Genomic DNA, 24,626 nt, shown 5'->3' with positions numbered 1-24,626 from the left:
TTTACATTATTCATTTTACACAAAATATCAATGAAAAGACTAACAGTTGCAGGCAGGTTAATCATCACCGCTATCATTATCGGAGCCATCTTTTTAGGATATAAATATCTGGGCGGCGAAAAAGCTTTGAACCAAATGAGCGAGGACCGGGCGCAGAGTCCGCAGACGGAAGCGAGTAACACCGATCCCGATATGCCTTCGTCAGAAACAGAAACGCCAACAGAAAATTCCGATGCGACGAGCTCAGAAGTTTCAACATTCAGCTACACACCTCCTGTGCCAGTAGACGGTAAATTGCGCGGGGTAGTTGAGCTTGGCGCGAGCGGTTTTAACTCTTTCATTATTAAAGTAGATAAAGAAAAACGCTGGTCCCTGGAAAAATCTGAATTCGGTAACAGCCTTGTAACTGAAAATATGGCGACTGATGAGGATGTTAGAATTGGCCTGAAAAAATACATTGGCGGCATGCTGGACTACGGCGTGGGCAGCAAAGACATTCACTTTGTTGTAAGCTCCGGAGCTGCAAAAGCCGATGTTACTTTGAAAATTACAAGGGTTTTGAAATCACTGGGATATGTTGTAAATCAGGTCACAGCCGAGCAGGAAGGCCAATTGGCATTGAAATCGGTGTTACCAGCTGAGTATGCCAGCAAATCATTTGTAGTTGACATTGGTTCCGGAAACACTAAAATTTCCTGGATGGAGAATGGAAAAGTTTCTGCTATCGAGTCATATGGAGCTAAATATTTCCAAGAGGGAACGGATGATTCCAAAGTGTATCAGGAAGTGAGCGCTAAGGCTAAACAAATTCCCGAAGATCTGAGAAAAACCTGCTTCATCATTGGCGGTGTCCCTTTTGAAATGGCCAAGGAAGTGCGCAAAGGAAAAGAACGTTACACCACATTGAGCGCGCCATTAGCGTATTCTAAATTGACCAATGCTAAATCGAAAGCTGGTGTGAACATTTACAAAGCGGTGACGGATGCAACTGGCTGTCAGCAATTTGTTTTTGACTGGGATGCTAACTTTACAATCGGCTTTCTATTAGGGCTGTAAGCTTATAGTAGTTGAAATTGGTTTTGGAGGAGGGGAAATTTACAAATGTAAAATTCCCCTCCTCTTTTTGTTATCTTTCCCTTTTATTACAGCTTACCACATGACACTATCCCAACTCTTTAATTCCATTTCGGAAAACCCCTGGCCGCTGGCGATCTATTTTATTTTGTTACCCATTTTTGCCTGGATCATCGGACTGGCGGCGGATGGCAGCGGGAATGTTAAATTTTGGAGTTACGTATATGCCGTGCTCGTCTACGCAGTTTGCATCCCCGGAATTTTTGCTGTCACGCTTAACATTTATCTTTTTCTGTTTGAGAGACAAAGTATCTGGCAGGCAAACATTATCATGCAGTTTTTACCGGTCATTTCAATGGCGTTGACATTGATGTTGATCAAAGCCAAGATCCCGTTTTCCCTCATTCCTGGCTTTGGCAAAATTTCCGGATTTCTGACATTGATTTTTGCACTCATCGGTGTTATGTGGTTTGTCGACAGAATCCACTTAGTAGCATGGACTTACGTTCCGTTTAGTGCCATTTTAATCGGTTTTGTACTCACTTTACTAGCGATTAGATTTGCATGGAGCAAATTGTTCTGACCAAGGGCTCGTATATTCAAATCTCAATCGGCGAAAATCAGCGGCTTTTTGCTCGGGAGCTGGTTGAGCATTCACTTCGCCATCATCACGTCGCCAATATTTGGGACAAGCAAAACGACAAACTTTCACAAACCAGGATGATGCGTTTTACCGGAAGTTTGGGCGAAGTCATTTTTGCAGATTGCTATCATTTGCCACGGCCGACTAAATCCTTCGGCGCAACGGACGGTCAGGATTGGGGTCAGGATTTTTTGATCAAATCGGATGAACATTCATTTTCCGTGGACATCAAATCCATGAAGCGTCGAACGGGCATGCTAGGGTCCGATTATGTTTTGAACATTCCATCATCACAACTGCACAAAGCCAATTCCAAAACTTCGCATTATTTCTGCATTTCCTTCCACCAATGTCCCACCGAAGGAACCGTCGCCTCTCTGCTCGGCTTCATCGACAAGGTCGCATTAGAAAAAGGAGAAATCGGAAACCTCTACAAAAGCGGCACAAAACGCACCCGCTCCGACGGAACTTCGTTTTCATTTTATGAAAATACATATGAAGTTTTGTTTCGGGACATTGACCCGCCGGTGGTGACGGATTACATCAGTAAGCTGCCAGGGTTTCGGATTTGTGAATTGAAATAATAAATTTTTATACGTATATTTAGATGCTTTTATTCAATAACACACGTGTAAAATGAAATCTGCAAAAGAGCCAAAGGTGAAGTTGACGCTGACCGTCAAAAAATCGGCCATTGAAAATGCCAAAAAATATGCGCAATTAGATGGGTCTTCGCTTTCCAACATCGTGGAGGATTATTTGGTTGAGTATTCAAAAACGAGCAAAGCAGAAAATCAATCTGATTTCAAAAGTTCACTAGCATATCAATTGATGGGCTGCGCAAAAGGCGGGCCGCTGGATAACATGACTGACGACGAAATCCAGGACATGCGAATTAAAGATCGTTACAGTTTATGAGGATTTTCTTTGATACGAATGTATTGCTTGACCATGCCCTAATGCGTAAAACAGGACAGCCAGTTGAAATTTCCTATTTGATTTTCTGGGCATTGAAAAACGACGTTTCCATTGTAATATCGGCTGGCAGCATCTATACATTTACTTATGTTTTACACAAACAGGGGGTTAGAGGAGAAAGATTAAAGTTGCAAATTGAGCAATATCTTACCATGTTTCACATCTGTAAAACTGATAAAAAAGTGTTCACAGACGGCTTAGACTCTACCTTCAAAGACCTGGAAGATTCGTATCAATATATGAATGCTATAAAAGATGAGTGTAACTATCTCATTACATCCAACATTTCCGACTTTAAGCCTTTCGCCAAAGACGCCATCCAGATTTTTTCACCAAGAAATTTTGTGACTAATGTTACCGGTGCCAAGGAAGGCATCGACTTTTAATGAATGGCTTCAAAAACACGCACTTACGAGAAGAAAAAGCTACTTGGCCAGGTTTACACGCCACTTCATATTGTTGAAAAAATCCTAAGCGATGCTGGGTTTTATAACGCTGATTTAAGCAACAAGAAAATCCTGGATCCGGCTTGTGGCGATGGACGTTTTCTGGTTCCGATTGTTGAACACATTATTAGAACAACTGATAATGAGCAACTTGTTGATATTTTAAACCAAATATATGGCTGGGACATTGATCGCAATGCACTCGAAATTTGCCGGAAGAATTTAGATGCCCTAGTCGATCCTTTGGGCATAAGCATTAAGTGGAATCTTAAACTTTGTGACGCGCTGAAACAGGTCCGAAAGCGCGCCAGATTTGATTTTATCATTGGTAATCCTCCCTACATCCGCATTCAGCATCTTCCTTTAACGCAAAGGACATTCATCCAATCCCATTATTCTTTTTGCAAAAAAGGCTCTACGGATGCTTATATTGCGTTTTTCGAGCTGGCGACAACGTTGCTTTCAACGAATGGAACCTGCGGATTTATAACGCCTAATGGCTTTCTGACCTCGGAAACAGGCAGGCCGCTTCGCTCCTATTTTCACCAGAATAAAAAGCTAAAACAAATCACCAATTATGGCTCTGTGCCGGTTTTTGCAAATACGGCTACTTATTCTGCGATCACGATTTTTGGAAATGTGAAGCAGGAGAACTTCACATATGAACAGTGCGAAAACGCCGATTTACAATATACAAAACGTCAAATTCACTTCTCAGAACTCTCCGAATTGAAACCCTGGCAACTGTCAGTAAACACTTCCGAACACATTCAGGGTCAACGACTTGGTGATATTTGCCAGATTTCCGTGGGTGTAACCACCTTAGCGGATGCCTACTATCTGTTTTCGATCATTAGTGAGGATGATAACATTGTCTATGCTAAAAGCAAGAACGGCATGTCTGTTTATCTTGAAAAAACAATCCTGAAACCCATCATTAAGGCGTCTAAATTAAAGTCGTCGGACGATCCGGTTACCGAATATATTTTGTTCCCTTATCAGAAAGATGCCGCTGGAAAACAGCGCATTATCTCTGAAAATATCCTTCAAGAACAATTTCCTCAAACTTTTTCCTATTTGCTTAAAGTAAAACATGCGCTTGATCGTCGTGATAATGGTAAGCCTAATGCGGTTGCGTGGTATGCTTTCGGCCGTGCGCAGGGATTGGACAGCACATTTGGTAAAAAAATTGTCTTTTCTCCAATGAACCTTGCTCCCAATTTCGTGTTATACGAAAACCCGGAAGTGACGGTTTACTCAGGCTATTTTATAAAATATGACGGTGATTATGATGCATTACTAGCCCAACTGAATTCTCCACGAATGGCCGAATTCATTGCCATTGCCGGCCGGGATTTTCAGGGAGGTTACAAAGGATACAACAAAAAGATCATTGAAAATTTCATCATAATCCTGCCAGAATAAGCTCAAAAACATCATTTGTAAGTAAATTTTTTAATTAAAACTTCGATAAATAAACGAACGTTCATTTATATTTGTAACTAAATCTTATTGACTATGTATTGAGAACCAGGGACATTAACAAGGAAACCGTTATCCGTGAAAAAGCGATCGAAATGATTGTCGAGCACGGATTTGAAGGTTTAAGTATGCATAAGCTTGCCAAAGCGGCCGGCGTTTCGGTGGCGACGATCTATATTTATTTTAAAGACCGCGAAGATCTGATCCAACAGCTGTATGCCGAGGAAATGCAGAAGATGGTTGAAGCAACACTACGTGACTTTGATCCCGAGTCCCATTTTGACGAAGGCTTGAAAGTGCAGTGGCTTAACAGGATGAATTATTGCTTTGAAAATCCGTATAGCATGTTTTTTACAGAGCAAGTGAAGCATTCACCCCTGGTCGACCGCTCCAATATTGACACGCGTTTTCTGAATGCGATGCACAGGTTCGTGCACAGGGCCATTGAAAGGAATGAAATTATCCCGTTGCCGGTTGAGATTTACTGGTCCATTGCCTTTGCGCCGCTATATCAACTGGTAAAATTTCACATTGCAAAATCAAGCATGCCTGGCCGACCGCCATTTATTTTGGATGAGGAGAAGATAAATCTAACATTAAGCCTGGTTATCAAGGCTTTAAAACCTTAAAACCTGGGTTTCCTGCCGTCTTAAATTAGCTGATATGAAAAATAATCCCGATAGACAAGAGTTTATATTGGTCTTCCGCACCAACATAAATCGTAAAAAAGATGTTAAATCACTGTCTCCATTGCTTGATGGCTGCTCGGAAATTATCAGATGGAACATTGATTTATCGGACTGCGACAATGTCCTGCGTATTGAAGCCACACATCCCAATCATGAACCCGTAATCCACTTGGTGACGAAAGCGGGATACAATTGCGAAGAATTAACAGACTGAAAACTAAACAAAACCATATGACAGAAATCGAAAAAAGCACATTCTCCGGCTATGAAAAATTCATCATTGCCGTTCTTGCCACATTACAGTTCACCATTGTCCTCGATTTTATGGTCCTTTCACCATTGGGCTATATTCTCCTTGACAAGCTTGATATCACCACAAGTCAGTTTGGATTTGTGGTTTCCGCATATGCGTTCAGCGCAGGAGCGGCCGGGTTGCTTACTGCCGGATTTGCAGATAAGTTTGATCGCAAAAAAATGCTCCTGTTCTTCTATACGGGCTTTATGGTCGGCACTTTTCTGTGTGGCATCGCTCCTACTTATCACTTTTTGCTTATGGCGCGTATTTTCACCGGACTTTTCGGAGGCGTGATCGGTTCCATCAGCTTTGCTATTATTACTGATCTATTTCCCATCAACATGCGGGGACGTGTGATGGGATTTGTTCAAATGGCTTTTGCCAGCAGTCAGGTTTTGGGAATTCCCATCGGACTTTACCTTGCCAAGGAATTCAGCTGGCATGCACCGTTTCTGATGATCGTTGGATTAAGCGTAGTTGTCGGCTTGCTGATTGTGACTTATATGAAACCTATTAACGCACATTTAAATATCCAGAGTCAAAGCAACGCATTTCAGCATTTGCGAAAAACATTATCCCGTCCCGAATATTTGCAGGGTTTTGCGGCGACTACATTATTGGCAACGGGTGGGTTTATGCTGATGCCTTTCGGAACTGCTTATGGTGTCAACAACCTGGGCATCCACGAAGCGCAACTGCCAACATTATATATGATCACCGGACTTTGCATGCTGGTATTTAGTCCGTTCATTGGCAAGCTCAGCGACAAGATTGGGAAGTACAAAGTTTTCCTTGCGGGCTCAGTGATCACCTGCGTGATGACCCTCATTTACTGCAATCTGAGTGTGACGCCGCTTTGGATCATTATTATTTTGAATGTGCTGCTTTTTGTTGGCATCACCGGCAGAATGATCTCAGCTTCCGCGCTCATGACAGCCGTTCCCGAGCCGCAAGACCGCGGTGCATTTATGGGAATCAACTCCTCAATCCAGCAAATTGCCGGAGGACTCGCAGCGCTTCTGGCAGGATTTATCGTCTCGGAAACCAGCACCGGATTTATTGAACATTATCCAACATTAGGAAATGTGGTTGTCTTCGCTGTAATCGTTACGGCATTTTTAATGTATAGAATTGATAAATACGTTACAGCAAAACTTCTCTCGACTGCACCGGATGTTGTGGTGAAGCCTGCTGTGTAGCTTCAAAAACAGTTTAGCATTAGAAAAAGCAACTACGTCACATCCCCTTTCAGCCTGAGCGGAGACGAAGGCGCGTTACCAGAAGTAGCGCGCCTTCGTCTCCGCTCAGGCTGACAAGCTTGGTAACGCTCTGAAAATAAGTCGCTTTCATAAAATCCAAAAATAAATTCATTTAATACTTATTATTCTTTTAAAAAGATTTATACATTTACAAAGCGAAAAACTTTTGAGACTTTCTATTTATAAGGATTAGGTATAAAATTATTTTACGTTTATTTACATATCAAACTTGAAATAAACTATTATCTTTTTATACTTATAATACTTTTAAATGAAAATCATTAGTATTGTCAACAACAAAGGCGGTGTGGGAAAGACCACTTCGGCTCAAAGTATTGCTGCCGGTCTCAGCAAATTTGCCAATGCAAGAGTGTTGGTAATCGATCTGGATGCGCAGGCTAGTCTTACCAAAAGTTTCGGCATTCAACATGCCGGGCTTAAAAAAGACAGCGGCTCGTTCATCACCGGCGAATATGAATTTGATGAGATCGTCAAGCGGGTTGGGGATATTGATGTGTTGCCGGGATCGGCAGAATTGATACACCGTGAAGACACGATCAAGGCGGCTCCGATCTTTCCTTTCAACCTCAAAATTGCGTTGGAAAAAATAAAGGACCGTTACGATTTTGTGATCATTGACTGCCCGCCTGCTTTATACGGAAATACGCGATTGGCCCTGGTTTCATGCCATCAGTATTACGTCCCGTTGCAGGCCGAGTTTTTGAGTTATGAAGGTCTTCGCAATTTCTTAGTTTACTCTGCCGAGATCAAGAAAATTAGCCCGAGTACGAACCTGGGTGGTGTGTTTGCAACGAGATACAACCCTAAGATCAGAAAGAAGATCAGTCATGAACTGATCAGTGCAACGAAGGAACAACTTGGCGACGTATTTATGGCGTCCTATATCCGTGATAACGTTGCGCTTTCCGAAGCGCAGGCAAACGGAACAACCATATTTGATTACGCACCGAACAGCAATGGCGCGGAAGATTATTACAAATTGACCAGAGAAATTTTAGAACGAATTAATAACTGACACGATGGCAAAGGAAAGGAAATTTGAGTTTGCACCACTTCCGCTGGTTGCTGACATTCAGGAGGAGCTTGATAACAACAAACCCAATGAGGTGGCTGATGGAGCGCCTACGAAAGTAACTTTTGATTGTGATTACATTTTGATGGAAAACATGAAGGATTACGGTTACTGGGAAGGTCTCACGCAAAAGGACATCATTCTTGAATCTCTGAAACTCTATTTCCAAGACAAAGAAATTCGCCCGCGCCCGGACAAAATCCGTAATCGCACCAAAGTGGGTCGTAAGCCGAAGTCTGTTGGTGAATAAAAAAAGGAAAGTCTCCGGCGATTGCTCCCGGAGACTTTCCTTTTTTTACTGCCCTCCCTCATTCGATCAGCAACTTGCCTGTAACCTCCCGCCCGCCATTACTGAACCGATATAAATACACTCCAGTGCTTTTGTGAAGATCCACTTCGGTTTGCCCTTCGAAATTCTTATCCAGCACTTTCCGGCCTGTGATATCGAACAATGTAAAAATCGATTTCCCGGTAAGCTTCGTTGTCACTTTCACAAAGCCTTTTGCGGGATTAGGCGAAACCTGCACCAGTGCGCTGGACGGATTCTCAACAGCGAGTATCGGATCCACTTTTACTTCCGTACTGGCGGTGTCAGAACAGCCATTTAAATCAATCACCCTTACTTCATAAGTGCCGGCATTGGCCACAGTTGCATTTTCGATCAGCGAAACCTGCACTTGCGATGAGTAATCATTTGGTCCCGTCCAGAAATATTGCAGCCCGCCGCTGGCAGCAATTTCAATGGTTGCTTGTTCAAAATACGGCCCGGTGTTTGTTGCCGTCGCCTCTGGCTTCGCAAAAACGATAATCTGAGCTCGCAATGTTGAATCAGGCAATCCCGCAGTTTTGCAGGTGGCTGAATAATGGGCTGTTTCTTTGGGTGTTACACGAATAGAAAGATCGGTTTGCCCCGTAGACCAGCTCACATTTCCTTTGCAACCCGATGCAGTAATCACACTGAATTCGCCCGGACAAATGCTGGAATCCGAAGTTTTTAATTTGAAGGCCTGCGGGGCATCACTTTTAACCAAATTCCACTGAACGCTCCGGGTACGCTGGTCTTCCATCTTTTCTCGCCTGCTCAAAAGCGTCGTATCAAAAACAGAGGCGATTAATTTACCGGTGCTCTCCTGCATATCAGCCGCAGACAAGCTGATCGCATTTCCGGTCTTAATCAATTTTTCATCCAGCAACCATTCCACTTTCAGGCTGTTCGGCTCCGGTTCGACCAGTTCAAGTCTGAATGTTTGGGGCTCCGCTTCCAGCACAATATCTTCCGTAATTTCCGGCGATGCGCGATCAATTGGGTTCACAATTTGCAAGATCCGCTCAGCCGTTGCTTCCTTGCAAACCGCGCAAAACGGACGGTCTAGATATTCCATCAGGCAATTTGCATGCGTTGGCTTGAACCACTTTGCCGCTTCTCCGTAACCATGCGGAAATACGCCGATGTTGGTTTCGTTAAGCCAGTTTTTCCATTTAACATTTGCCGGATCACTGATAGCGGTCATATTCGCAGCCTCCCAGCCATATTGCGGCCCCGCCCAATATTCATCGTTCAGGAACGAAAATGTATGCCCGATCTCGTGCACTCCGATCGTGTTTGCCGTTGAATGTAGTGTATGAACCGCAATCCCACCGCCAGAACCGCCATAAAAAGGTGTATTGACCAGCATCACCACCAGATCGGCCATCGGAAAATTATAACCGAGCACATCAGTAAGCCTCTGATAATTCTGTGCAACCACCAACCGATGAATGTATTCGCCAAAAGTGGCACCATAATAAGTGTCTTTTTTGCCAACCGGCTGGTCTGGATAAGCATCCGGCGCATTTCCCGGATTGGTCACACCGCTTTCTTTGGAAGGCGTAGCAATGGAGAAGAAGTTGAAATAATTGCGGTAAGCATTATACGGCGCATAGTTGAGAAAGAAATCGGCAAATTTCGCAGCCTCTTCTGTAAACTTCGGAAGCTCCGCCTGCGTAAAACCATCCCCCAGAATGACCACATTAACCCGGTTATCAATCGACCCATGCTTGTAAATCGTATCAACCTTGAACTTCTGAGAAAAGCAATTGCAACAAGAGAATAAAAAAAGTGCGAGGGTAAAAAGTCTGGTCATTTATTTTAAGTTTAGTGTGTAAATTTTGATGTCTCCTCTGTCCGGCGTAAGGCTGTGTAATTCAATCTTTTCCAAACCATTCTTCCTTTGCATGCGAACTGAAAGAATGCCTTCCTTAGCATGCAAATCCCGCTTACTGAGCTTTCCATCCTGGCTAGCGACCTCAACAGATTTAAAAAGCGGATGTTCAAAAAAAAGCGGAACTTCCTCGTGACCAACCGAATAGCGCGGGATCACGCTAATCTGATGAGGACTATGAACCGGCGCCGCCAGATTTTTCAACTTTCCACTTCCGGAAACCGCATTTACCAGCTCGACATGTTCCGTTTTTCCGTCTCGTTTGGTAATCTTAAAATCCAGGAACAGAATATGGTTAGCCGCGTCGGGATCGTAATTTCTAACATTTTCAATACGGAGCGTCGACTCAGCAGTTTTACAACCCGACAGTTGCGCGGCAATCATAACAGTCAGCAAAAGGCCAAATTTATCCATCAATATTGCTGACACAAATTTGCATAAAACGGTTGCATTCAACATTATTAAGTCAGAATGCTCTTCACAACATGGCCATGCACATCCGTCAGCCTGAATCTGCGGCCCTGAAATTTATAGGTTAGTTGCTCATGGTCCACGCCCATTAAATGCATTAGCGTTGCCTGAAAATCATGCACATGCACCGGATCTTTCAAAATGTTATAACTAAAATCATCCGTCTCACCAAAGCTGATCCCCGGCTTTACCCCCGCTCCGGCCATCCACATGGTGAAACAGCGCGGATGGTGGTCCCGGCCGTAATCTTCGGCGGTTAGTTTGCCCTGCGAATAAACCGTCCGGCCAAATTCACCTCCCCAAACCACGAGTGTGTCGTCCAATAAACCCCTGCGTTTCAAATCCATGATCAATGCAGCCGTTGCCTGATCCGTATTTTTGCATTGGTGCGCGATGCCTTTGGGTAATCCGCCGTGGTTATCCCAGCCCTGATGATAAAGCTGAACGAATTTGACATCTTTCTCCAAAAGCTTGCGTGCCAGAATGCAGTTGGCGGCATAAGTGCCGGAATCGCGGCTATCGGGTCCATACAATTCAAAGATTTCATCGGGTTCTCCCGCCGTATCCATCACTTCGGGCACAGACGTTTGCATGCGGAATGCCATCTCATATTGCGCAATGCGCGCATCCACTTCGGGATCGCCATAAGGCTCGTTTTGAAGCTGGTTGAGTTTGGCCAGATAATCCAGCATTTCTTTCCTGTCTGCACCGTCATAACCTTCGGGATTGTTCAAAAAAAGCACCGGATCTTTTCCAGACCTGAACTGAACACCCTGATGTTTGGATGGCAAAAATCCGTTTCCCCAAAGTCTGGCATACAACGGCTGGTCTTTGGAGCCGTTTTTAGAAACCAAAACAATGAATGATGGAAGGTTCTGATTATCCGTCCCCAACCCATAGCTAACCCAGGAGCCAATGGAAGGCCTGCCTGGCAGCTGGTTTCCCGTCTGAAAAAATGTGATCGCCGGATCATGGTTAATCGCCTCGGAATAAATCGATTTGATCATGCATAACTCGTCCACAACCTTAGCCGTATAAGGCATTAATTCACTCACCCAAGTCCCGCTTTTGCCATGCTGGTTGAATCCGTAAATCGACGGAACAACTGGCAATGAACTCTGGTTTGCGCTCATGCCCGTTAACCTTTGGCCTTTTCTAACCGAATCCGGCAGGTTCTGGCCAGCCATACTGACCAGTTTTGGCTTATAATCGAATGTCTCAAACTGCGAAGGACCGCCTGCCATGAACAGGTAAACTACTCTTTTCGCTTTGGGGGCAATGTGCGGCAATGCTTTCAGCACCTTTTCTTCCAAACTTGCAGCGCCTTCGGAAGTGGCGGCTGCCCCTGAACCTAAAAGTTTTTGGGCGCCAAACAACGATCCAATCGCCAGTGCACCCAGCCCCAGTGAGGTTTTAACCAGGAAATTGCGCCTTTCCAGCTTTTTATTCAGTATATCAAATTCAGGGCTGTTGATCCTGAAAGGTTCTTCATGATGGTGATTTTCCATGGTTCATCGCTTGGTTAAGGATGCATCCGAATTCAAAATTGTGCTCGCAACGACCGCATTGGCAGCTATTTGCGCCAGATCCGCTTTCTTATCAATAACATATTGTCCTTCGGCAAGCCAGCCCACCACTTTTTTTGGATCGCTTTTGAATTTTTCCAACTGCTTTTTCTGTAATTCTGCCATCAAAGCCACTTCCTGTTTGGAGGGTTTTCTGCCTGTTAACTTGCGATAAGCCGTTACTATGGCATCATTTGCGTTCTTACTGGCAGCCATCTGCTGGCCCATCACTTTCACTGCTTCATTGAATGTTGGATCATTTAATGTTACCAGCGCTTGCAGCGGCGTATTGGTTTTTTGCCGCCTTACCACGCAAAAACTCCGGGAAGTGGCGTCAAATGTCGCGAGCGTCGGATTGGGGACGGACCGTTTTGTGATTATATAAAGACTTCGCCTGTAAACTGCTTCCCCTGAATCACGCTGATAAGTTGTATTATTAATTTCCCAAAGTCCATCAGGCTGGTAAGGTTTCACGCTCCGGCCGCCTATTTTCTTGTTAATCAAACCGCTCGCGGCCAATGCATTGTCCCGAATCATTTCGGCCGTAAGCCTGTTAGCCGGACTGTGTGAAAGCAACCGGTTTTCCGGATCTTTTTCACGGACTTCTCTGGATGCATCCGATCGCTGCCGGTAAGTGGCCGACATCACGATGAGCTTATTCAATTGTTTCACATTCCAGCCCGATTCCTGAAACCCGATTGCCAGCCAGTCCAGTAATTCCAGATGGCTTGGCATTTCACCCTGATTACCAAAGTCTTCTGTGGTTTTTACAAGTCCGGTGCCGAAGAAATTCTGCCAGAACCGGTTCACTGCAACCCGCGCCGTCAGCGGATTATCCTTACTCGTCAGCCACTGCGCCAGGCCGTATCTGTTTTTGGGTAAATTTTCAGGAAATACCAATATTGATTTCGGTGTATTTGGAAAAACCTCTTCCCCGAAAGCATCATAATTTCCGCGGAGTAAAACGTGCGCTTTCTTCCGTTTCGGCATTTCCTGCATAACCATTAGTTCCCGGATGTTTTCTGTAGAATCAGCTAATGTTGTCCGGATATTGCGCAATTCGCTTTCCGCATTGTTAACCGACTGCGAAACCGCTGCTAAATAGTAATCTTTCAGCACGTTAAGCTGCTTGTCCGGCATTGCGCCTTTGTCCAAAGATGCAATCGATTTCCAGTCAAGTCTGCCAGCCAGAATTCCTGTTTCAAATGGCGTCAAAACGCGGTTATACACGACAATGTCATCCGCCAATCCATTTTTAAAGCCGTTTCCACGCCACCAGGCTCCTATTTGCAGTCCCGGTTGCACTTTGGATTTAAATAAAATATCCTTTGTCAACTGATCCGTCTCAGTCTCCATCGCCATTTCCGCACCGTCAAGAAATAACTTGAAGCCAGCTGCTTTCGAGGATCCGTCATATGTGATCGTTAACTGGATCCATTTTTCTCTGGGCACTGACGATTTCGAAACTTTCGTAATCGCATTCGACGGCGCGGTGTGCGCCATATTCAGCTCCAATTTGTTGTTTTTCAGATAAAGATGATAGCCGCGGAAGTTATAAAGCCGCTCCGCCTGGCTCTTATGCAAAATCACACCTTCCTTCATGCCCTCAGGCACATTCAACCAGATTCCAATGCTGAAAGGTTCCGATCTCCTGAAAACACCAACCTGATTCAGATCTAAAAATACATCTCCATCAAAACGCATCGCATAGCCTTGCCCATGGCTCGCGAAAACGGGCTTATCGCCAGTCATGCCCGATTCACGTTTCATGATTCCGGCCTGCTTCGGATTCACATCATTCGTCAAAATTTGACTGGATAATGTATTTTTATCAAACGAAAAATGCGCTTGCAGGCCAGCCTTTGGGATTTTTTCATGTGCCAACTTTTTGAAACCGTCACTGCCTAACCAGTTCTCAAAGCCGGCATTATCAACCTTTCGGTTTTGTTCAACTATTTTTTGTTGTTCCAACTCCCGCGATTTCAGGAATCGGAGCATTTTCTCCTGCTCATTGGTCGGTAACATCAATGTCGGCGCGGGAAGCGCATCATCCCAGGAAATCTGGCCGGCTTCTTTTACATTATTGAAAAAACTGAAAAGCTCGTAATAGTTTTTTTGAGAAATCGGGTCGTATTTGTGATCATGACATTTGGCACAGCCTACTGACAATCCGAGCATTGCGTCGCCAAATGTGTTCGTCCTGTCCACCACGTATTCAGTTTGGAATTCTTCTTCAATAATCCCACCTTCCATATTTTGCTGATGGTTGCGGTTAAAAGCCGTTGCGATCAGCATATCCTTTGTCGGTTTGGGCATAAGGTCGCCAGCAAGCTGCCAGTGCAGGAATTTGTCATAAGGAAAGTTCTGATTGAATGCGCCGATCACCCAATCGCGGTAAGGCGACATGTCGCGCAGACGATCGACGGTGTAACCATGCGAATCCGCAAAACGCGCTAAGTCGAGCCAATCGACCGCCATTTTCTCACCATAATGCGGCGATTTCAGGAGCCGGTCAACCTGTTTTTCGTAAGCATTGGCTGACCTATCACTCAAAAAGGCATCAATTTCTGCAATTGTAGGAGGTAACCCGGTCAAATCAAAAGATAACCTGCGGAGTAACAGTTCTTTATCGGCTTCGCCCGAAGGTTTGAGTTTTTCTGCTTCCAGTTTTGCCAGGATAAAATGGTCGATTGGATTTTTGACCCAATCCTCATTTTCCACTTCCGGAACTTCGGTTTTATCAGGTTTCACAAATGCCCAATGCGGCTTATATGCTGCGCCGTCTTCGATCCATTTTACCAAAATTGCTTTCTCTTTGGCATTCAGACTTAAATGCGACGAAGGCGTCGGCATCCTATATTCGGGATCGCCCGAGAGGATGCGGCGGACAACTTCGCTGTTTTCAAGATCGCCCGGATCAATGGCGACTTTTCCTTTATTTTCGGGAAGATCACTATATGCAGCTTCCTGAATGTCCAGCCTCAATCCTGCCTTTTGCTTTGCCTTATCCGGTCCGTGACAAGCAAAACATTTGTCGGATAACACCGGTTTTACGTGCTGGTTATAGTCCAGTCTTTCAGGCAGTTCCTCGTACGCAAGCTGCACATCCTCGGGCAGATCGGGTGCGCAGGAAAGCATTACGATGCTGAAAAGGATACATATTAGCTTTGCAAGCATTTTAGTCATACCGATTTTAGTCATTTTTTATTTAGCATTCAAAGTTTAATCCTAAATATTTCTCCTATCGCTATATTTGCGACACAGCATTAACCGGCTGCCAATAAGCCCATGAAACACATTTTCCTTTCGATTTCGCTGTTTTTATTTGCACTGGCATGCCAGGCACAGCAGCCAGCGCCGCGACTGATTGTTCGTGGTGATGATATGGGTTACTCACATTCGGGCAACCTCGCGCTTTTGAAATGTTTCAAGGAAGGTTTTCAAACATCCATTGAAGTGATCGTGCCATCGCCGTGGTTTCCGGAAGCGGTGCAAATGCTGAAAGACAACCCCGGTGCTGACATTGGCATTCACCTTGCACTGACCAGCGAATGGGATAATGTCAAGTGGCGGCCGGTTTCGGATTGCCCAAGCCTTGTTGATGAAGACGGTTATTTTTATCCCATGGTGCGCGCCAATAAAAATTATCCCAAACGCGCCATCATGGAAAACAGCTGGAAGATTGAAGATGTGGAAAAAGAGTTCAGGGCGCAAATTGAACTGGCATTAAAAAAACTGCCCACTATCACGCACTTTTCGTCGCATATGGGCTGCACGGGCATTTCCGAAGAAGTAAGAGCATTGACCAAAAAGCTGGCAAAAGAATACAAAATCCCCATTGATCCCGAACCCGCGAATGTCAGCTATATCGGTTATGAAGGACCACACAAGACTCCCGGAGAAAAAATAGATAGCTTCATTAAAATGCTGGATAAGCTACAACCCGGCAAAACTTATATGTTTGTGGACCACCCCGGGCTCAATGATGCAGAATTACAAGCCATCCACCATATCGGCTATGAAGATGTGGCTGCGGACCGCCAGGGCGTGACTGATCTTTTTACAAGCGCAAAGGTCAAAGCTGCCATTAAAGAAAAGAAGATTACTTTGATCGGGTATAAGGACTTGGCGAAGTGAGCCTGAAAGGGTTCGCCCATCTGCGCCAATGCTTCATCCATCCCGTTTAATCAAGCCTTTATCATAATTTACTATAAGGTTTTTTTATTCCGTTGCATTTTTATGGTGAAATACAATCCCATAACAATGATCAAACTTCTTCTTTCTTTATTCATCATTCTGGCCTCCTTCGTTTCCCCCGCAATTGCACAATTTCCAGGTGCCGGTGGAACCACTCAGCCCAAGGCACTGCCCGGAACTGCCGGGGACCAAAGCCCCAAAGGAACTGCAAAACTTTCCGGTTCAATCGTAGACTCCTCCTCAGCAAAAGGCATCGAATTTGCCAGCATTGCACTTTACAGCAAAGCAAGCGGTCAGGCTGTTGACGGAACGGTTGCCGATGAAAAAGGTAAATTCACATTATCCAAACTCGCAGCAGGTGACTATAAAGTCCTGATTTCGTTTATTGGCTTTGTAAATAAAACAATAGACAACATTACAATCAACAAAGGTCAGGAGCTGGATCTGGGCGTGATCAATTTGTCGTCAAATACCAAAACATTAAACGAAGTTACCGTTACGGGACAAGCTGCCTTGATTGAAGAAAAGGTCGACAGACTTGTTTACAATGCTGAAAAAGACATCACTGCAAAAGGCGGCGACGCTACGGATATTTTACGGAAAGTGCCGCTTCTAACGGTCGATCTGGATGGTAATGTATCGTTGCGCGGAAGTCAGAACATTCGTGTGCTGATAAACAATAAGCCGAGTACGATCATTGCAAACAGCGTTGCCGACGCGTTGAAGCAGATTCCGGCTGATCAGATCAAGACGGTGGAGGTGATCACCAGTCCTTCGGCCAAATACGATGCGGAAGGTTCCGGCGGGATCATCAACATTATCACCAAGAAAAACAGCTTGCAGGGATTGAACCTGAATGTGGATTCCGGCATCGGAAACCGCGGTTCTATCCTTTCTTTAAATGGTGGTTACCGCAAAGGAAAAGCCGGATTTACCATTGGCGGTTTTGGTCGTGGGATGTACAACACGATCACTAAAACAACCCTGGAACAAACCAGCATTGTGGATGATGTGTCTACAGTGACGCGCCAGACCGGTGACGGATCGAGCCGTGGATTATTTGGAAATTATAACCTTGGTTTTGATTATGATCTGGCTAAGAATCAAAGCATTACAGCAGGCGTTCGTTATGGTGTGCGCAACTTCCGCAGCCAGCAGGATCTGATAACACGCATTATGAAAACGGGTTCAATGGACTTGAATTCAGCGCGTAATGTAGATGCAAAAAACCTTTCGGGAACGATAGATGCGAACATTGATTACCTGCATACATTCAAACCGCAGCAGGAATGGAGCATTTCAACACTTTACAGCCGTAATGATCTGACCAATGATTTTGACGCGGATATTTTGAACGGCAGCAACGAGCTTCTCAACCGCCAGCGCAATTTAAACAAGAGCATTAACCAGGAATTTACGTTACAGTCTGATTATCAAACGCCTATCAAAAAGAATCAAATGCTGGAATTTGGTGGAAAAGCCATTTTCCGGGAAGTTACGAGCGCCTACAACTTCCTGATCGCTGATCCAACTGGTGATTTCCGCCCCGAACTGGATCAACCGGCGGGGGATTTGACTTATCACCAAAATATTGCAGCAGGTTACACTTCTTACACTTATACAACCAAAAAACGCTACACATTTAAAGGTGGTTTGCGCTATGAGCATACATTCATTGATGCCAGCACAAATGAAGGAACGGTTGGTGTGGGTAATTATGGTGTGCTTGTGCCGAGTGTAAATGCTTCCAAAACGTTCAAGGGAACAACCTTGAAACTGGGTTATAACCGTCGGATCCAGCGTCCTGGTTTACAGCAGCTGAACCCGAACTTCAACTCGGCCAACCCGCAGAACATTACCATTGGTAACCCGGAACTAAGACCGGAACTGACCAATAACTTTGAATTGGGATTGAGCAAAAACATTAAGAAAACGTTCATCAACGCAACGTTCTTTGGCCGGGTGACCAATAATGCGATCACGCAGGTGCGCCAGCCGTCGGATACACTAGCGGGAGCGATTATCACCACTTACGAGAACATCGGAAAGCAACATGCTTATGGTTTGAACTTGTTTGCGAATGTCGCAGCAACTACGAAGATCAGTTTCGGGATATTCTCAAATCTTTATTACACCACATTAACAGGCCAGACACTGGAAAAAGGCGTCTCCAGAACATTGGATAATTCAGGTTTCGTCGTGAGCGGCGGTTTGTTTTCTCAGGCAACATTCAAAAATGGCTGGGGAGCCCAGGCATTCGGCTTTATGCAAGGAAATACGGTTCAGTTGCAGGGACATCAGGGCGGGTTTGGCTTTTACACCGTGGGTGTGAAAAAAGAATTTGCGGATAAAAAAGCAAGTTTGGGCTTAGCTGCCGAAAACTTCCTGAGCAGACGTTTCAAAATGCATACAGAATTGACGTCTCCCGATTTCAACCAGGTTAACGATATTTTTATGTACAACCGCGGTGTAAGGCTGACATTTACCTATAAAATCGGAAAGATGACGATGGATGCTCCGAAACGCAAAGCCAAGTCGGTTAACAACGACGACGTGAAGAGCGAAGGCAGCGGACAATCGGGACCCGCTCCTGCGGGCGGCGGCAATGCTCCCCGGTAGTAAATTCACAATCAATACTTTAAAGAAAACAAACTAATTTAACTCCAAATAAACCTACGTATGAAAACAACCAAAATGTTCGTCGCTTTTGCAGCGGCTTTGATCTCGGCAGGCTCTTTTGCGCAAACGGTCGACGAAATCGTGGACAAACATGTAACTGCTTTGGGCGGAATGGATAAAATTAAGGCAGTTAACACGGTCATTACCGAGCGCTCACTGGCTGTCCAAGGCATGGAAATCCCAACCAAAACGGTTCTCGTCGTTGGAAAATCGCTTCGCAATGAGTCGACTGTAATGGGTAATTCAATGGTCCAGGTGGTGGACGATTCCAAAGGCTGGATGATCCGCCCCACGCAAATGGGTGGCACAGGCGAACCTGAGGATATGCCTGCCGACCAGCTGAAACAGCAGATCGCGTCACTTGATCCCTTTGGCGGCCTGGTTAATTATAAGGAAAAAGGAAACAAAGTAGAGCTCGTTGGCAAAGAGAAACTGGACAAAAAAGACGTTTACCATTTGAAAGTGACTTCAAAAGAAGGAACGACAATGGATGAATATCTCGACGCTGAAACTTACCTGGTAAGCAGGGTAAAAGTAGATATGAATGGCCAGAGCGGCGAAATTGATCTTTCGGACTATAAGGAGGTTGAAGGTGTTAAATTTCCAAATACGATGGACATCACTAATGCGCAAATGGGCACTATGTCCTTTATTACCAGCAAAGTATCTGTAAATACGCCCGTAGACTCGGCAATTTTCAAAAGGCCGGTGAAATAGCAGAAACGCTTCTGCAAACTTAAAAAGGCATCGGAAATCATTCCGGTGCCTTTTTGCTTGTTATCAGTGGGTTGTGAATTGTTGGCGAAACAAATAAATAAGGGATAAAGTAAAATGAAGCCAAAAAAATCTTAATATTTACTAATTGCGCACCCTGCCAGATCGTGGTCGTTTGAATATGTGTAAAAGTTTGAAAATTTTTTTTGTCCTGCTTGCTATCCAGTTTTTTTACGGGATGATCAATTTGTGCCCGGCCCAGTCTTATGGGCTTGGTTTTGAGAGTTTTGAATCGGTGCAGGATAAAAGGACAGGCCTGGATCTTTCGCCGGACAAACCCCTTTGTTTTGACGAAAATTTTGAGATTTCGTTTGAAGTCTCCTTTCTCAAACATAAAAAGAACTACTTCGGCTACATTGTGAGGCTGATCGAAAATGACCGGAAGAACATTGATATTCTTTACGACAACTCTTCCCTCAATAGAGACCGTTTCAAAGTGGTGATTGGCGATAAATTCTCCAAAATCGCTTTTGATATTGACGAAACTTCCCTTTACCAGAACTGGAACAAAATACGGCTGGTATTCGACAAAAAGGCAGGGACACTCACTGTTTTTAGTGGAACGCAGCAGTTTAAACAGGCCGTGACGCTCGAAAAAAATGGCTGTTTCAAGATTCTTTTTGGTGCTAATAAATATAAAAACTTCAACACCACGGACGTTCCGCCCATGAAGATCCGGAACATTGCCATTGCTGAGAACGGCGACGAAAAATATCGCTGGAATCTCGATGAAATGAGTGGCACAAAAGCAGTCGGAAGCATAAAGAATACAGACGGTCTTGTAGCTAATCCACTATGGATCAAGAAGATGCATTATGAATGGCAGCCGCTGCAAACATTCGTAGTGCAAGGTCCCGCCCGGGTCACTTGCGACCAGCAAACCGGGATCGTGTACATTGTTGGCACTGACACATTGACAATGCATCGCATTTCGAGCAATCAGGTAAAGCGCATTCCGTATCAGTCTCAGCAACAGTCGCTTTTCATGGATAACCAAGTGTTTTATGAAAAGTCCACGAACCGGATTTACAATCTTTTTATCAATGAAAAACAGGTTTCGCATTTCGACACAATCAGTGGTAAATGGGATAAAACCGATGTGAAAGCTGAACTGAAAACGCATTTCCTGCATGCCAATAAATTCTATTCCAAAACAGACTCAACAATATATATTTTAGGCGGTTACGGCCATCTTGAATATAAAAACATCATTCAAAAGTATCATCCGGGAACGGGACAATGGTCGCAGGTGAGTCGGCAGGACAGTGTTTTTTCGCCTCGTTATCTGGCCGCTGCGGGTGAAGCAACGGGCGGGGCATATATTATGGGCGGTTATGGAAGTGTAACCGGCCGGCAGATCCTGAACCCGAGAAACTGGTATGACCTGATTTTCTTCAATTCTAAAACAGGTTCGTTCAAGAAAATCTACGATCTGAAAATTCCGGAAGAAGATTTCGTATTTGCAAATTCGATGATTGTCAGGGAGAAAGAAGGCGCGTACTATGCGCTGATTTTCCCAAAAGACAAATTTAACTCTGCATTGCAGCTCATTACAGGCTCGCTTTCAAAACCGGAATATAAGGTCGTCGGCTCAAAGATTCCGTTTGAATTCATTGATACAGAATCATTTGCGGATCTGTTTTTTGATGAATCAACCGGCAGATTTGTGGCGGTAACGCTATTCAGGACTGATAAAAATCAAACGAAGGTTTCCATTTATTCCCTTTTCTCACCACCATTGGCAATAGTTCCGGCCATTGCTCAGGCATCTGCTAGGTCAGGAAATGTGCTTTGGTTTATTGGGGCGGTAATGGCCGTTGTTGCCGGGTTTTATTTTTACAAAAGGAGAAAACCAAATTTTGTAACATCACAGGTTGCGCCGGTTCCGGCTGAAAAGATCATGGCTAAGGAAGTTACTTTCCAGCCTGCTCTGATCACGGACATTCCTGAAAAAAGCATTGAAACCAGGCTTGTCCCGCTTCACAGCAGCATTATGCTGTTTGGTAACCTGCAATTATTTGATGATCAAGGGACTGAGATAACGCGACTATTTACGCCTTTGCTCAAAGAACTGTTTTTAGTGATCTTATTACATTCCGTTCGCAGGGAAGGGATCAGTTCTGAAAAATTGAAGGAGTTGCTTTGGTTTGATAAATCGTCGGAAAGCGCGCGGAACAACCGGGCGGTGAACATTGCCAAGTTGAAAGGGATTTTGGACAAATTGAAATGGTGTCACATTTCCAAGGAGAGCGGATATTGGCGTGTTAACATCGACTATGAGCACATTCACGTCGATTATGCTGAATATTTAAAACTGGTGTCGGATAAGCGTGTGCTTTCCAAGCAAGACATTGTGGACCTTTCCCAGATCAGTAAACGCGGGACGTTCCTGGCTGATCTTGAATATGAGTGGCTGGATAGTTTCAAATCTGAGATTTCCAACGAAATAGTTGATGCTTACTTGCGTTACGCGGCTTCGGTGAAAATTACGGATGATCCTGAATTTATGATCAAAGTCGCTAATTACATTTTCTATTTTGACCCGGTAAATGAAGAAGCAATGACCATCAAATGCAAGGCTTTGGCGCTGTTGGGCAAGCATTCTCTGGCCAAAACAACTTTCGAAAATTTTGCCAGAGAATACATGCGGATTTACGGGGAAGAGTTTCAAAAAGACATGCCGGAAGTTTTGCATTCCTGACGGCCACTTCCGATTCTCTTAATGCGGTCGTTCAGGTTTCTTAGCGCTGAATCCCGATTCCCCGTGAAACCATTTCGCGCCTTGCCCGGTGAGCCACAGATAATGGTCCGTTTTCAACTCTGGCTCAATGCCAACAAATTTTCCGTCCCCATTTTCAGGCAGCTCCCCTTCCCGCTTGCATTTGAAAATGGCCGTACCTTCGTCCACTTCGTCAAACATGGCCACGTACAATACTTCCGCGCCGGAAAGCTTGGCGCCAGCAATTTGCTGCCATAAAAAATCGCCTTTCCCACGCGGGATCTGGTTGTATAATGACTTGTCATTCTTTAAGTTGCCCCAGCTGAAACCAGGAAACACCAACGGCGCATAGTCGAGATTATTCGCTTTGCACCAGGCAATGTCAGCGGGCAAATTTGGCCCTGCAACATCCGTGTAAGTGGAAGCATTATATCGCCCCACTGCCCAGGGCATCACCACATCCACGGTCTTAACAATTGTGTGAAGTAAAGTCGAATTTTCCGTGTCTTTTCCCAGGCTCCGCCAATAATAAGGCACGCCTAGCAAGATCGAGGCCTTTTTAGTCGGTCCTTTCACTTTTTCCAGCAATTTTTGAATGTCGGCAATGGTGTATTTGCGGCCATCATTAAATCCCACTCCCCAGATCGCCAGCAGCGGACGGCCGTTATGCCGCAGATATTGCGGGTTTTCTTTGTTATCAAAAAGCTTGAAGGTGCTTTGCAACTCTTCCCAATCTTTAACAATAAAGTCCATATCCGCAGAAGTTGAACCGCTCAGATCGTACATGACGCTGATTGCACGACCATATTTTTTGGAAGCTTTTAATGCATTGGCAAGCACTTTATCGAAATGTTTTTTGCCGCTTTCCCCTTTCACTTCGGACACAAAACGCTGCATATAAACGCCGTCAATGCCGTGCTCTTTCATCCATTTAAAATGCAGGTCTACACTTTCTTCGTCATAGGGGCTATAAACTTGCGCCGCCTCGCCGCTTTTGTATTGAAAGGCTGTTTTATAAGTTTTGGAATAATCCGTCACATCGGGCCAAAAGTCTATGGAAGTAGCGCCTGGCTCAAACTTCCCGCCTTTCTGGTAATGATGCCAACCGCGTCCCGCACCGTCGCCCTCGGCTGTAAACCAGCCCTGGTAGCCGGCCATAACGAGGCCCTTGTAGCTTTTGAAAAGCACGCCGGTCTCATCGTACTTCACTTCTTCAATTGGTTTAGAATCAACATTTTGTTTATCATCATCCGCACCATTGCAGCTGAATGAAAGAAAAGGTAAGAGTATCAGGAATTTAAAGAAATTCATAGTTAAAGGTTTAGTTTTAATCACAACGCCACTCGCACAGCCTTTGCATAGTTGAATTTGGATTCCGGCGCATCGATGATCGCTCCGACCCGGAAAAAATACTGGCTGCCGGCTTTCAGGTTATTGCTGTTCGAAGGAATGTCTATTTCCAGCTTGTAAACCTTCTTGGGATCAGTTGCACCATTAATCTCCGTTTCAGCCAAAACCGTTCGCATGGGCTCTCCTACCGAGGGCTCCGGATGCGCATACAAACCGATTTTCTTCACATTATTGATCACGGTCTGCTGGATTTTGAACGTCGCGATCACCTTGGAACCGGACTTTTCGATCTTCACATCTTTCACCCGAATATAAGGCTGGACCTTGAAATCCAGCTTGGTTTCACCCGCAACCGTCACGTCCTGCGGCTCAGCAGGAACAAAATTTCCGCGCACGGGCGTAATGGTATATTGATTTGCAAAAATCAGGTTATTACGATAAGTCCCGTCGTTTTTCACGATCATAACCTGCTTCGTCTGAGACGCATACCCGTGCTCAATAAACTCAATGGTGCTCCCGCGGATAATGTCCTGCTCCACGGGCTCATTGGTTTCCGCATCCAGAAAAGTCCCATAAAGCTGCGCGTCCGGCGCGGGGTAATTATCTATCTTGCAACTCACTGTCGCGAACATCAGCCCAAGCGCCAGGACATATTTTTGTACTGTTTTCATAGTCAAATTGAATAATAATGAAGATCAACATTGCATTCGT

The 24,626-nt window shown here is 44.8% G+C and carries 22 protein-coding genes; 15 read left to right on the top strand and 7 right to left on the bottom strand.

Features of this window, described 5'->3' with window-relative positions; genetic code table 11:
• The first annotated feature begins 30 nt into the window (after positions 1-30).
• From NFI81_RS05270 to NFI81_RS05230, 9 genes are all read left to right on the top strand, one after another.
• Positions 31-1,056, top strand: coding sequence for a Ppx/GppA phosphatase family protein (locus NFI81_RS05270; RefSeq protein ID WP_234613618.1), 1,026 nt, complete (start codon positions 31-33; stop codon positions 1,054-1,056).
• 100 nt (positions 1,057-1,156) lie between these two features.
• Entirely contained in the window at positions 1,157-1,657 is a 501-nt protein-coding gene (locus NFI81_RS05265) for a hypothetical protein (protein ID WP_234613620.1), read from the top strand.
• Entirely contained in the window at positions 1,639-2,301 is a 663-nt protein-coding gene (locus tag NFI81_RS05260) for a hypothetical protein (RefSeq protein WP_234613622.1), read from the top strand. The genes NFI81_RS05265 and NFI81_RS05260 overlap by 19 nt, the downstream gene beginning before the upstream one ends.
• 52 nt (positions 2,302-2,353) lie before the next feature.
• Positions 2,354-2,635, top strand: a complete 282-nt coding sequence (locus tag NFI81_RS05255) for a DUF6364 family protein (RefSeq protein ID WP_234613624.1) — start codon at positions 2,354-2,356, stop codon at positions 2,633-2,635.
• On the top strand, positions 2,632-3,081 hold the full coding sequence (locus tag NFI81_RS05250; protein WP_234613625.1) for a PIN domain-containing protein: 450 nt from the start codon (positions 2,632-2,634) through the stop codon (positions 3,079-3,081). The genes NFI81_RS05255 and NFI81_RS05250 overlap by 4 nt, the downstream gene beginning before the upstream one ends.
• Positions 3,082-3,084: 3 nt before the next feature.
• Positions 3,085-4,566, top strand: coding sequence for an Eco57I restriction-modification methylase domain-containing protein (locus NFI81_RS05245; RefSeq protein ID WP_234613626.1), 1,482 nt, complete (start codon positions 3,085-3,087; stop codon positions 4,564-4,566).
• A 98-nt stretch (positions 4,567-4,664) separates the two neighbouring features.
• Entirely contained in the window at positions 4,665-5,252 is a 588-nt protein-coding gene (locus NFI81_RS05240) for a TetR/AcrR family transcriptional regulator (protein WP_234613627.1), read from the top strand.
• Between the two features lie 34 nt (positions 5,253-5,286).
• A complete protein-coding gene (locus tag NFI81_RS05235) occupies positions 5,287-5,526 on the top strand; it encodes a hypothetical protein (protein ID WP_234613628.1) in 240 nt (79 codons plus the stop codon).
• Between the two features lie 17 nt (positions 5,527-5,543).
• On the top strand, positions 5,544-6,806 hold the full coding sequence (locus tag NFI81_RS05230) for an MFS transporter (RefSeq protein WP_234613629.1): 1,263 nt from the start codon (positions 5,544-5,546) through the stop codon (positions 6,804-6,806).
• Positions 6,807-6,855: 49 nt separating this feature from the next.
• On the opposite strand, the gene NFI81_RS26380 is transcribed toward NFI81_RS05230, so the two are convergent.
• Complete coding sequence (locus NFI81_RS26380; protein WP_255717414.1) at positions 6,856-6,978, bottom strand: hypothetical protein; 123 nt, start codon at positions 6,976-6,978, stop codon at positions 6,856-6,858.
• Positions 6,979-7,137: 159 nt separating this feature from the next.
• Between NFI81_RS26380 and NFI81_RS05225 the strand changes: the two genes are divergently transcribed.
• Together NFI81_RS05225 and NFI81_RS05220 are read left to right on the top strand one after the other, a co-directional pair.
• A complete protein-coding gene (locus NFI81_RS05225; RefSeq protein ID WP_234613630.1) occupies positions 7,138-7,902 on the top strand; it encodes a ParA family protein in 765 nt (254 codons plus the stop codon).
• A gap of 4 nt (positions 7,903-7,906) precedes the next feature.
• Positions 7,907-8,209, top strand: coding sequence for a hypothetical protein (locus tag NFI81_RS05220; RefSeq protein WP_234613631.1), 303 nt, complete (start codon positions 7,907-7,909; stop codon positions 8,207-8,209).
• A 58-nt stretch (positions 8,210-8,267) separates the two neighbouring features.
• On the opposite strand, the gene NFI81_RS05215 is transcribed toward NFI81_RS05220, so the two are convergent.
• The 4 genes from NFI81_RS05215 to NFI81_RS05200 are packed head-to-tail and all read right to left on the bottom strand — an operon-like array spanning position 8,268 to position 15,373.
• A complete protein-coding gene (locus NFI81_RS05215; RefSeq protein ID WP_234613632.1) occupies positions 8,268-10,082 on the bottom strand; it encodes a M64 family metallopeptidase in 1,815 nt (604 codons plus the stop codon).
• The gene (locus NFI81_RS05210) at positions 10,083-10,589 is read right to left on the bottom strand and encodes a hypothetical protein (protein WP_252176042.1); all 507 of its coding nucleotides are present in this window, start codon (positions 10,587-10,589) and stop codon (positions 10,083-10,085) included.
• A 32-nt stretch (positions 10,590-10,621) separates the two neighbouring features.
• On the bottom strand, positions 10,622-12,139 hold the full coding sequence (locus tag NFI81_RS05205; protein ID WP_234613635.1) for a DUF1501 domain-containing protein: 1,518 nt from the start codon (positions 12,137-12,139) through the stop codon (positions 10,622-10,624).
• 3 nt (positions 12,140-12,142) lie between these two features.
• A complete protein-coding gene (locus NFI81_RS05200) occupies positions 12,143-15,373 on the bottom strand; it encodes a DUF1553 domain-containing protein (RefSeq protein WP_234613637.1) in 3,231 nt (1,076 codons plus the stop codon).
• 111 nt (positions 15,374-15,484) lie between these two features.
• Here NFI81_RS05200 and NFI81_RS05195 point away from each other — a divergent pair, with 111 nt between their 5' ends.
• The 4 genes from NFI81_RS05195 (at position 15,485) to NFI81_RS05180 (ending at position 22,547) form a co-directional block, all read left to right on the top strand.
• Positions 15,485-16,333: a polysaccharide deacetylase family protein gene (locus NFI81_RS05195; RefSeq protein WP_234613639.1), complete on the top strand. Its 849-nt coding sequence runs from the start codon at positions 15,485-15,487 to the stop codon at positions 16,331-16,333.
• A gap of 126 nt (positions 16,334-16,459) precedes the next feature.
• The gene (locus tag NFI81_RS05190) at positions 16,460-19,012 is read left to right on the top strand and encodes a TonB-dependent receptor (RefSeq protein ID WP_234613640.1); all 2,553 of its coding nucleotides are present in this window, start codon (positions 16,460-16,462) and stop codon (positions 19,010-19,012) included.
• 60 nt (positions 19,013-19,072) lie between these two features.
• Entirely contained in the window at positions 19,073-19,789 is a 717-nt protein-coding gene (locus NFI81_RS05185) for a LolA-like protein (protein ID WP_234613641.1), read from the top strand.
• 190 nt (positions 19,790-19,979) lie between these two features.
• Entirely contained in the window at positions 19,980-22,547 is a 2,568-nt protein-coding gene (locus tag NFI81_RS05180) for a galactose oxidase (protein ID WP_234613642.1), read from the top strand.
• An 18-nt stretch (positions 22,548-22,565) separates the two neighbouring features.
• On the opposite strand, the gene NFI81_RS05175 is transcribed toward NFI81_RS05180, so the two are convergent.
• Positions 22,566-23,876 carry a glycoside hydrolase family 99 protein gene (locus NFI81_RS05175; RefSeq protein ID WP_234613643.1) on the bottom strand — a complete coding sequence of 437 codons (1,311 nt, stop codon included), beginning with the start codon at positions 23,874-23,876 and terminating at the stop codon, positions 22,566-22,568.
• 20 nt (positions 23,877-23,896) lie between these two features.
• Complete coding sequence (locus tag NFI81_RS05170) at positions 23,897-24,586, bottom strand: DUF3823 domain-containing protein (protein ID WP_234613644.1); 690 nt, start codon at positions 24,584-24,586, stop codon at positions 23,897-23,899.
• Positions 24,587-24,626 lie beyond the last annotated feature (40 nt).

The organism is Dyadobacter fanqingshengii (genome assembly GCF_023822005.2).
GTDB lineage: Bacteria > Bacteroidota > Bacteroidia > Cytophagales > Spirosomataceae > Dyadobacter > Dyadobacter fanqingshengii.
This window is presented reverse-complemented; position numbering and strand designations above follow the sequence as displayed.

Coding starts and splice junctions, on each gene's coding strand:
- NFI81_RS05270 (WP_234613618.1), top strand. CDS start 31: ATGAAAAGACTAACAGTTGCAGGCAGGTTAATCATCACCGCTATCATT.
- NFI81_RS05265 (WP_234613620.1), top strand. CDS start 1,157: ATGACACTATCCCAACTCTTTAATTCCATTTCGGAAAACCCCTGGCCG.
- NFI81_RS05260 (WP_234613622.1), top strand. CDS start 1,639: ATGGAGCAAATTGTTCTGACCAAGGGCTCGTATATTCAAATCTCAATC.
- NFI81_RS05255 (WP_234613624.1), top strand. CDS start 2,354: ATGAAATCTGCAAAAGAGCCAAAGGTGAAGTTGACGCTGACCGTCAAA.
- NFI81_RS05250 (WP_234613625.1), top strand. CDS start 2,632: ATGAGGATTTTCTTTGATACGAATGTATTGCTTGACCATGCCCTAATG.
- NFI81_RS05245 (WP_234613626.1), top strand. CDS start 3,085: ATGGCTTCAAAAACACGCACTTACGAGAAGAAAAAGCTACTTGGCCAG.
- NFI81_RS05235 (WP_234613628.1), top strand. CDS start 5,287: ATGAAAAATAATCCCGATAGACAAGAGTTTATATTGGTCTTCCGCACC.
- NFI81_RS05230 (WP_234613629.1), top strand. CDS start 5,544: ATGACAGAAATCGAAAAAAGCACATTCTCCGGCTATGAAAAATTCATC.
- NFI81_RS26380 (WP_255717414.1), bottom strand. CDS start 6,978: ATGAATTTATTTTTGGATTTTATGAAAGCGACTTATTTTCAGAGCGTT.
- NFI81_RS05225 (WP_234613630.1), top strand. CDS start 7,138: ATGAAAATCATTAGTATTGTCAACAACAAAGGCGGTGTGGGAAAGACC.
- NFI81_RS05220 (WP_234613631.1), top strand. CDS start 7,907: ATGGCAAAGGAAAGGAAATTTGAGTTTGCACCACTTCCGCTGGTTGCT.
- NFI81_RS05215 (WP_234613632.1), bottom strand. CDS start 10,082: ATGACCAGACTTTTTACCCTCGCACTTTTTTTATTCTCTTGTTGCAAT.
- NFI81_RS05205 (WP_234613635.1), bottom strand. CDS start 12,139: ATGGAAAATCACCATCATGAAGAACCTTTCAGGATCAACAGCCCTGAA.
- NFI81_RS05200 (WP_234613637.1), bottom strand. CDS start 15,373: ATGCTTGCAAAGCTAATATGTATCCTTTTCAGCATCGTAATGCTTTCC.
- NFI81_RS05195 (WP_234613639.1), top strand. CDS start 15,485: ATGAAACACATTTTCCTTTCGATTTCGCTGTTTTTATTTGCACTGGCA.
- NFI81_RS05190 (WP_234613640.1), top strand. CDS start 16,460: ATGATCAAACTTCTTCTTTCTTTATTCATCATTCTGGCCTCCTTCGTT.
- NFI81_RS05185 (WP_234613641.1), top strand. CDS start 19,073: ATGAAAACAACCAAAATGTTCGTCGCTTTTGCAGCGGCTTTGATCTCG.
- NFI81_RS05175 (WP_234613643.1), bottom strand. CDS start 23,876: ATGAATTTCTTTAAATTCCTGATACTCTTACCTTTTCTTTCATTCAGC.
- NFI81_RS05170 (WP_234613644.1), bottom strand. CDS start 24,586: ATGAAAACAGTACAAAAATATGTCCTGGCGCTTGGGCTGATGTTCGCG.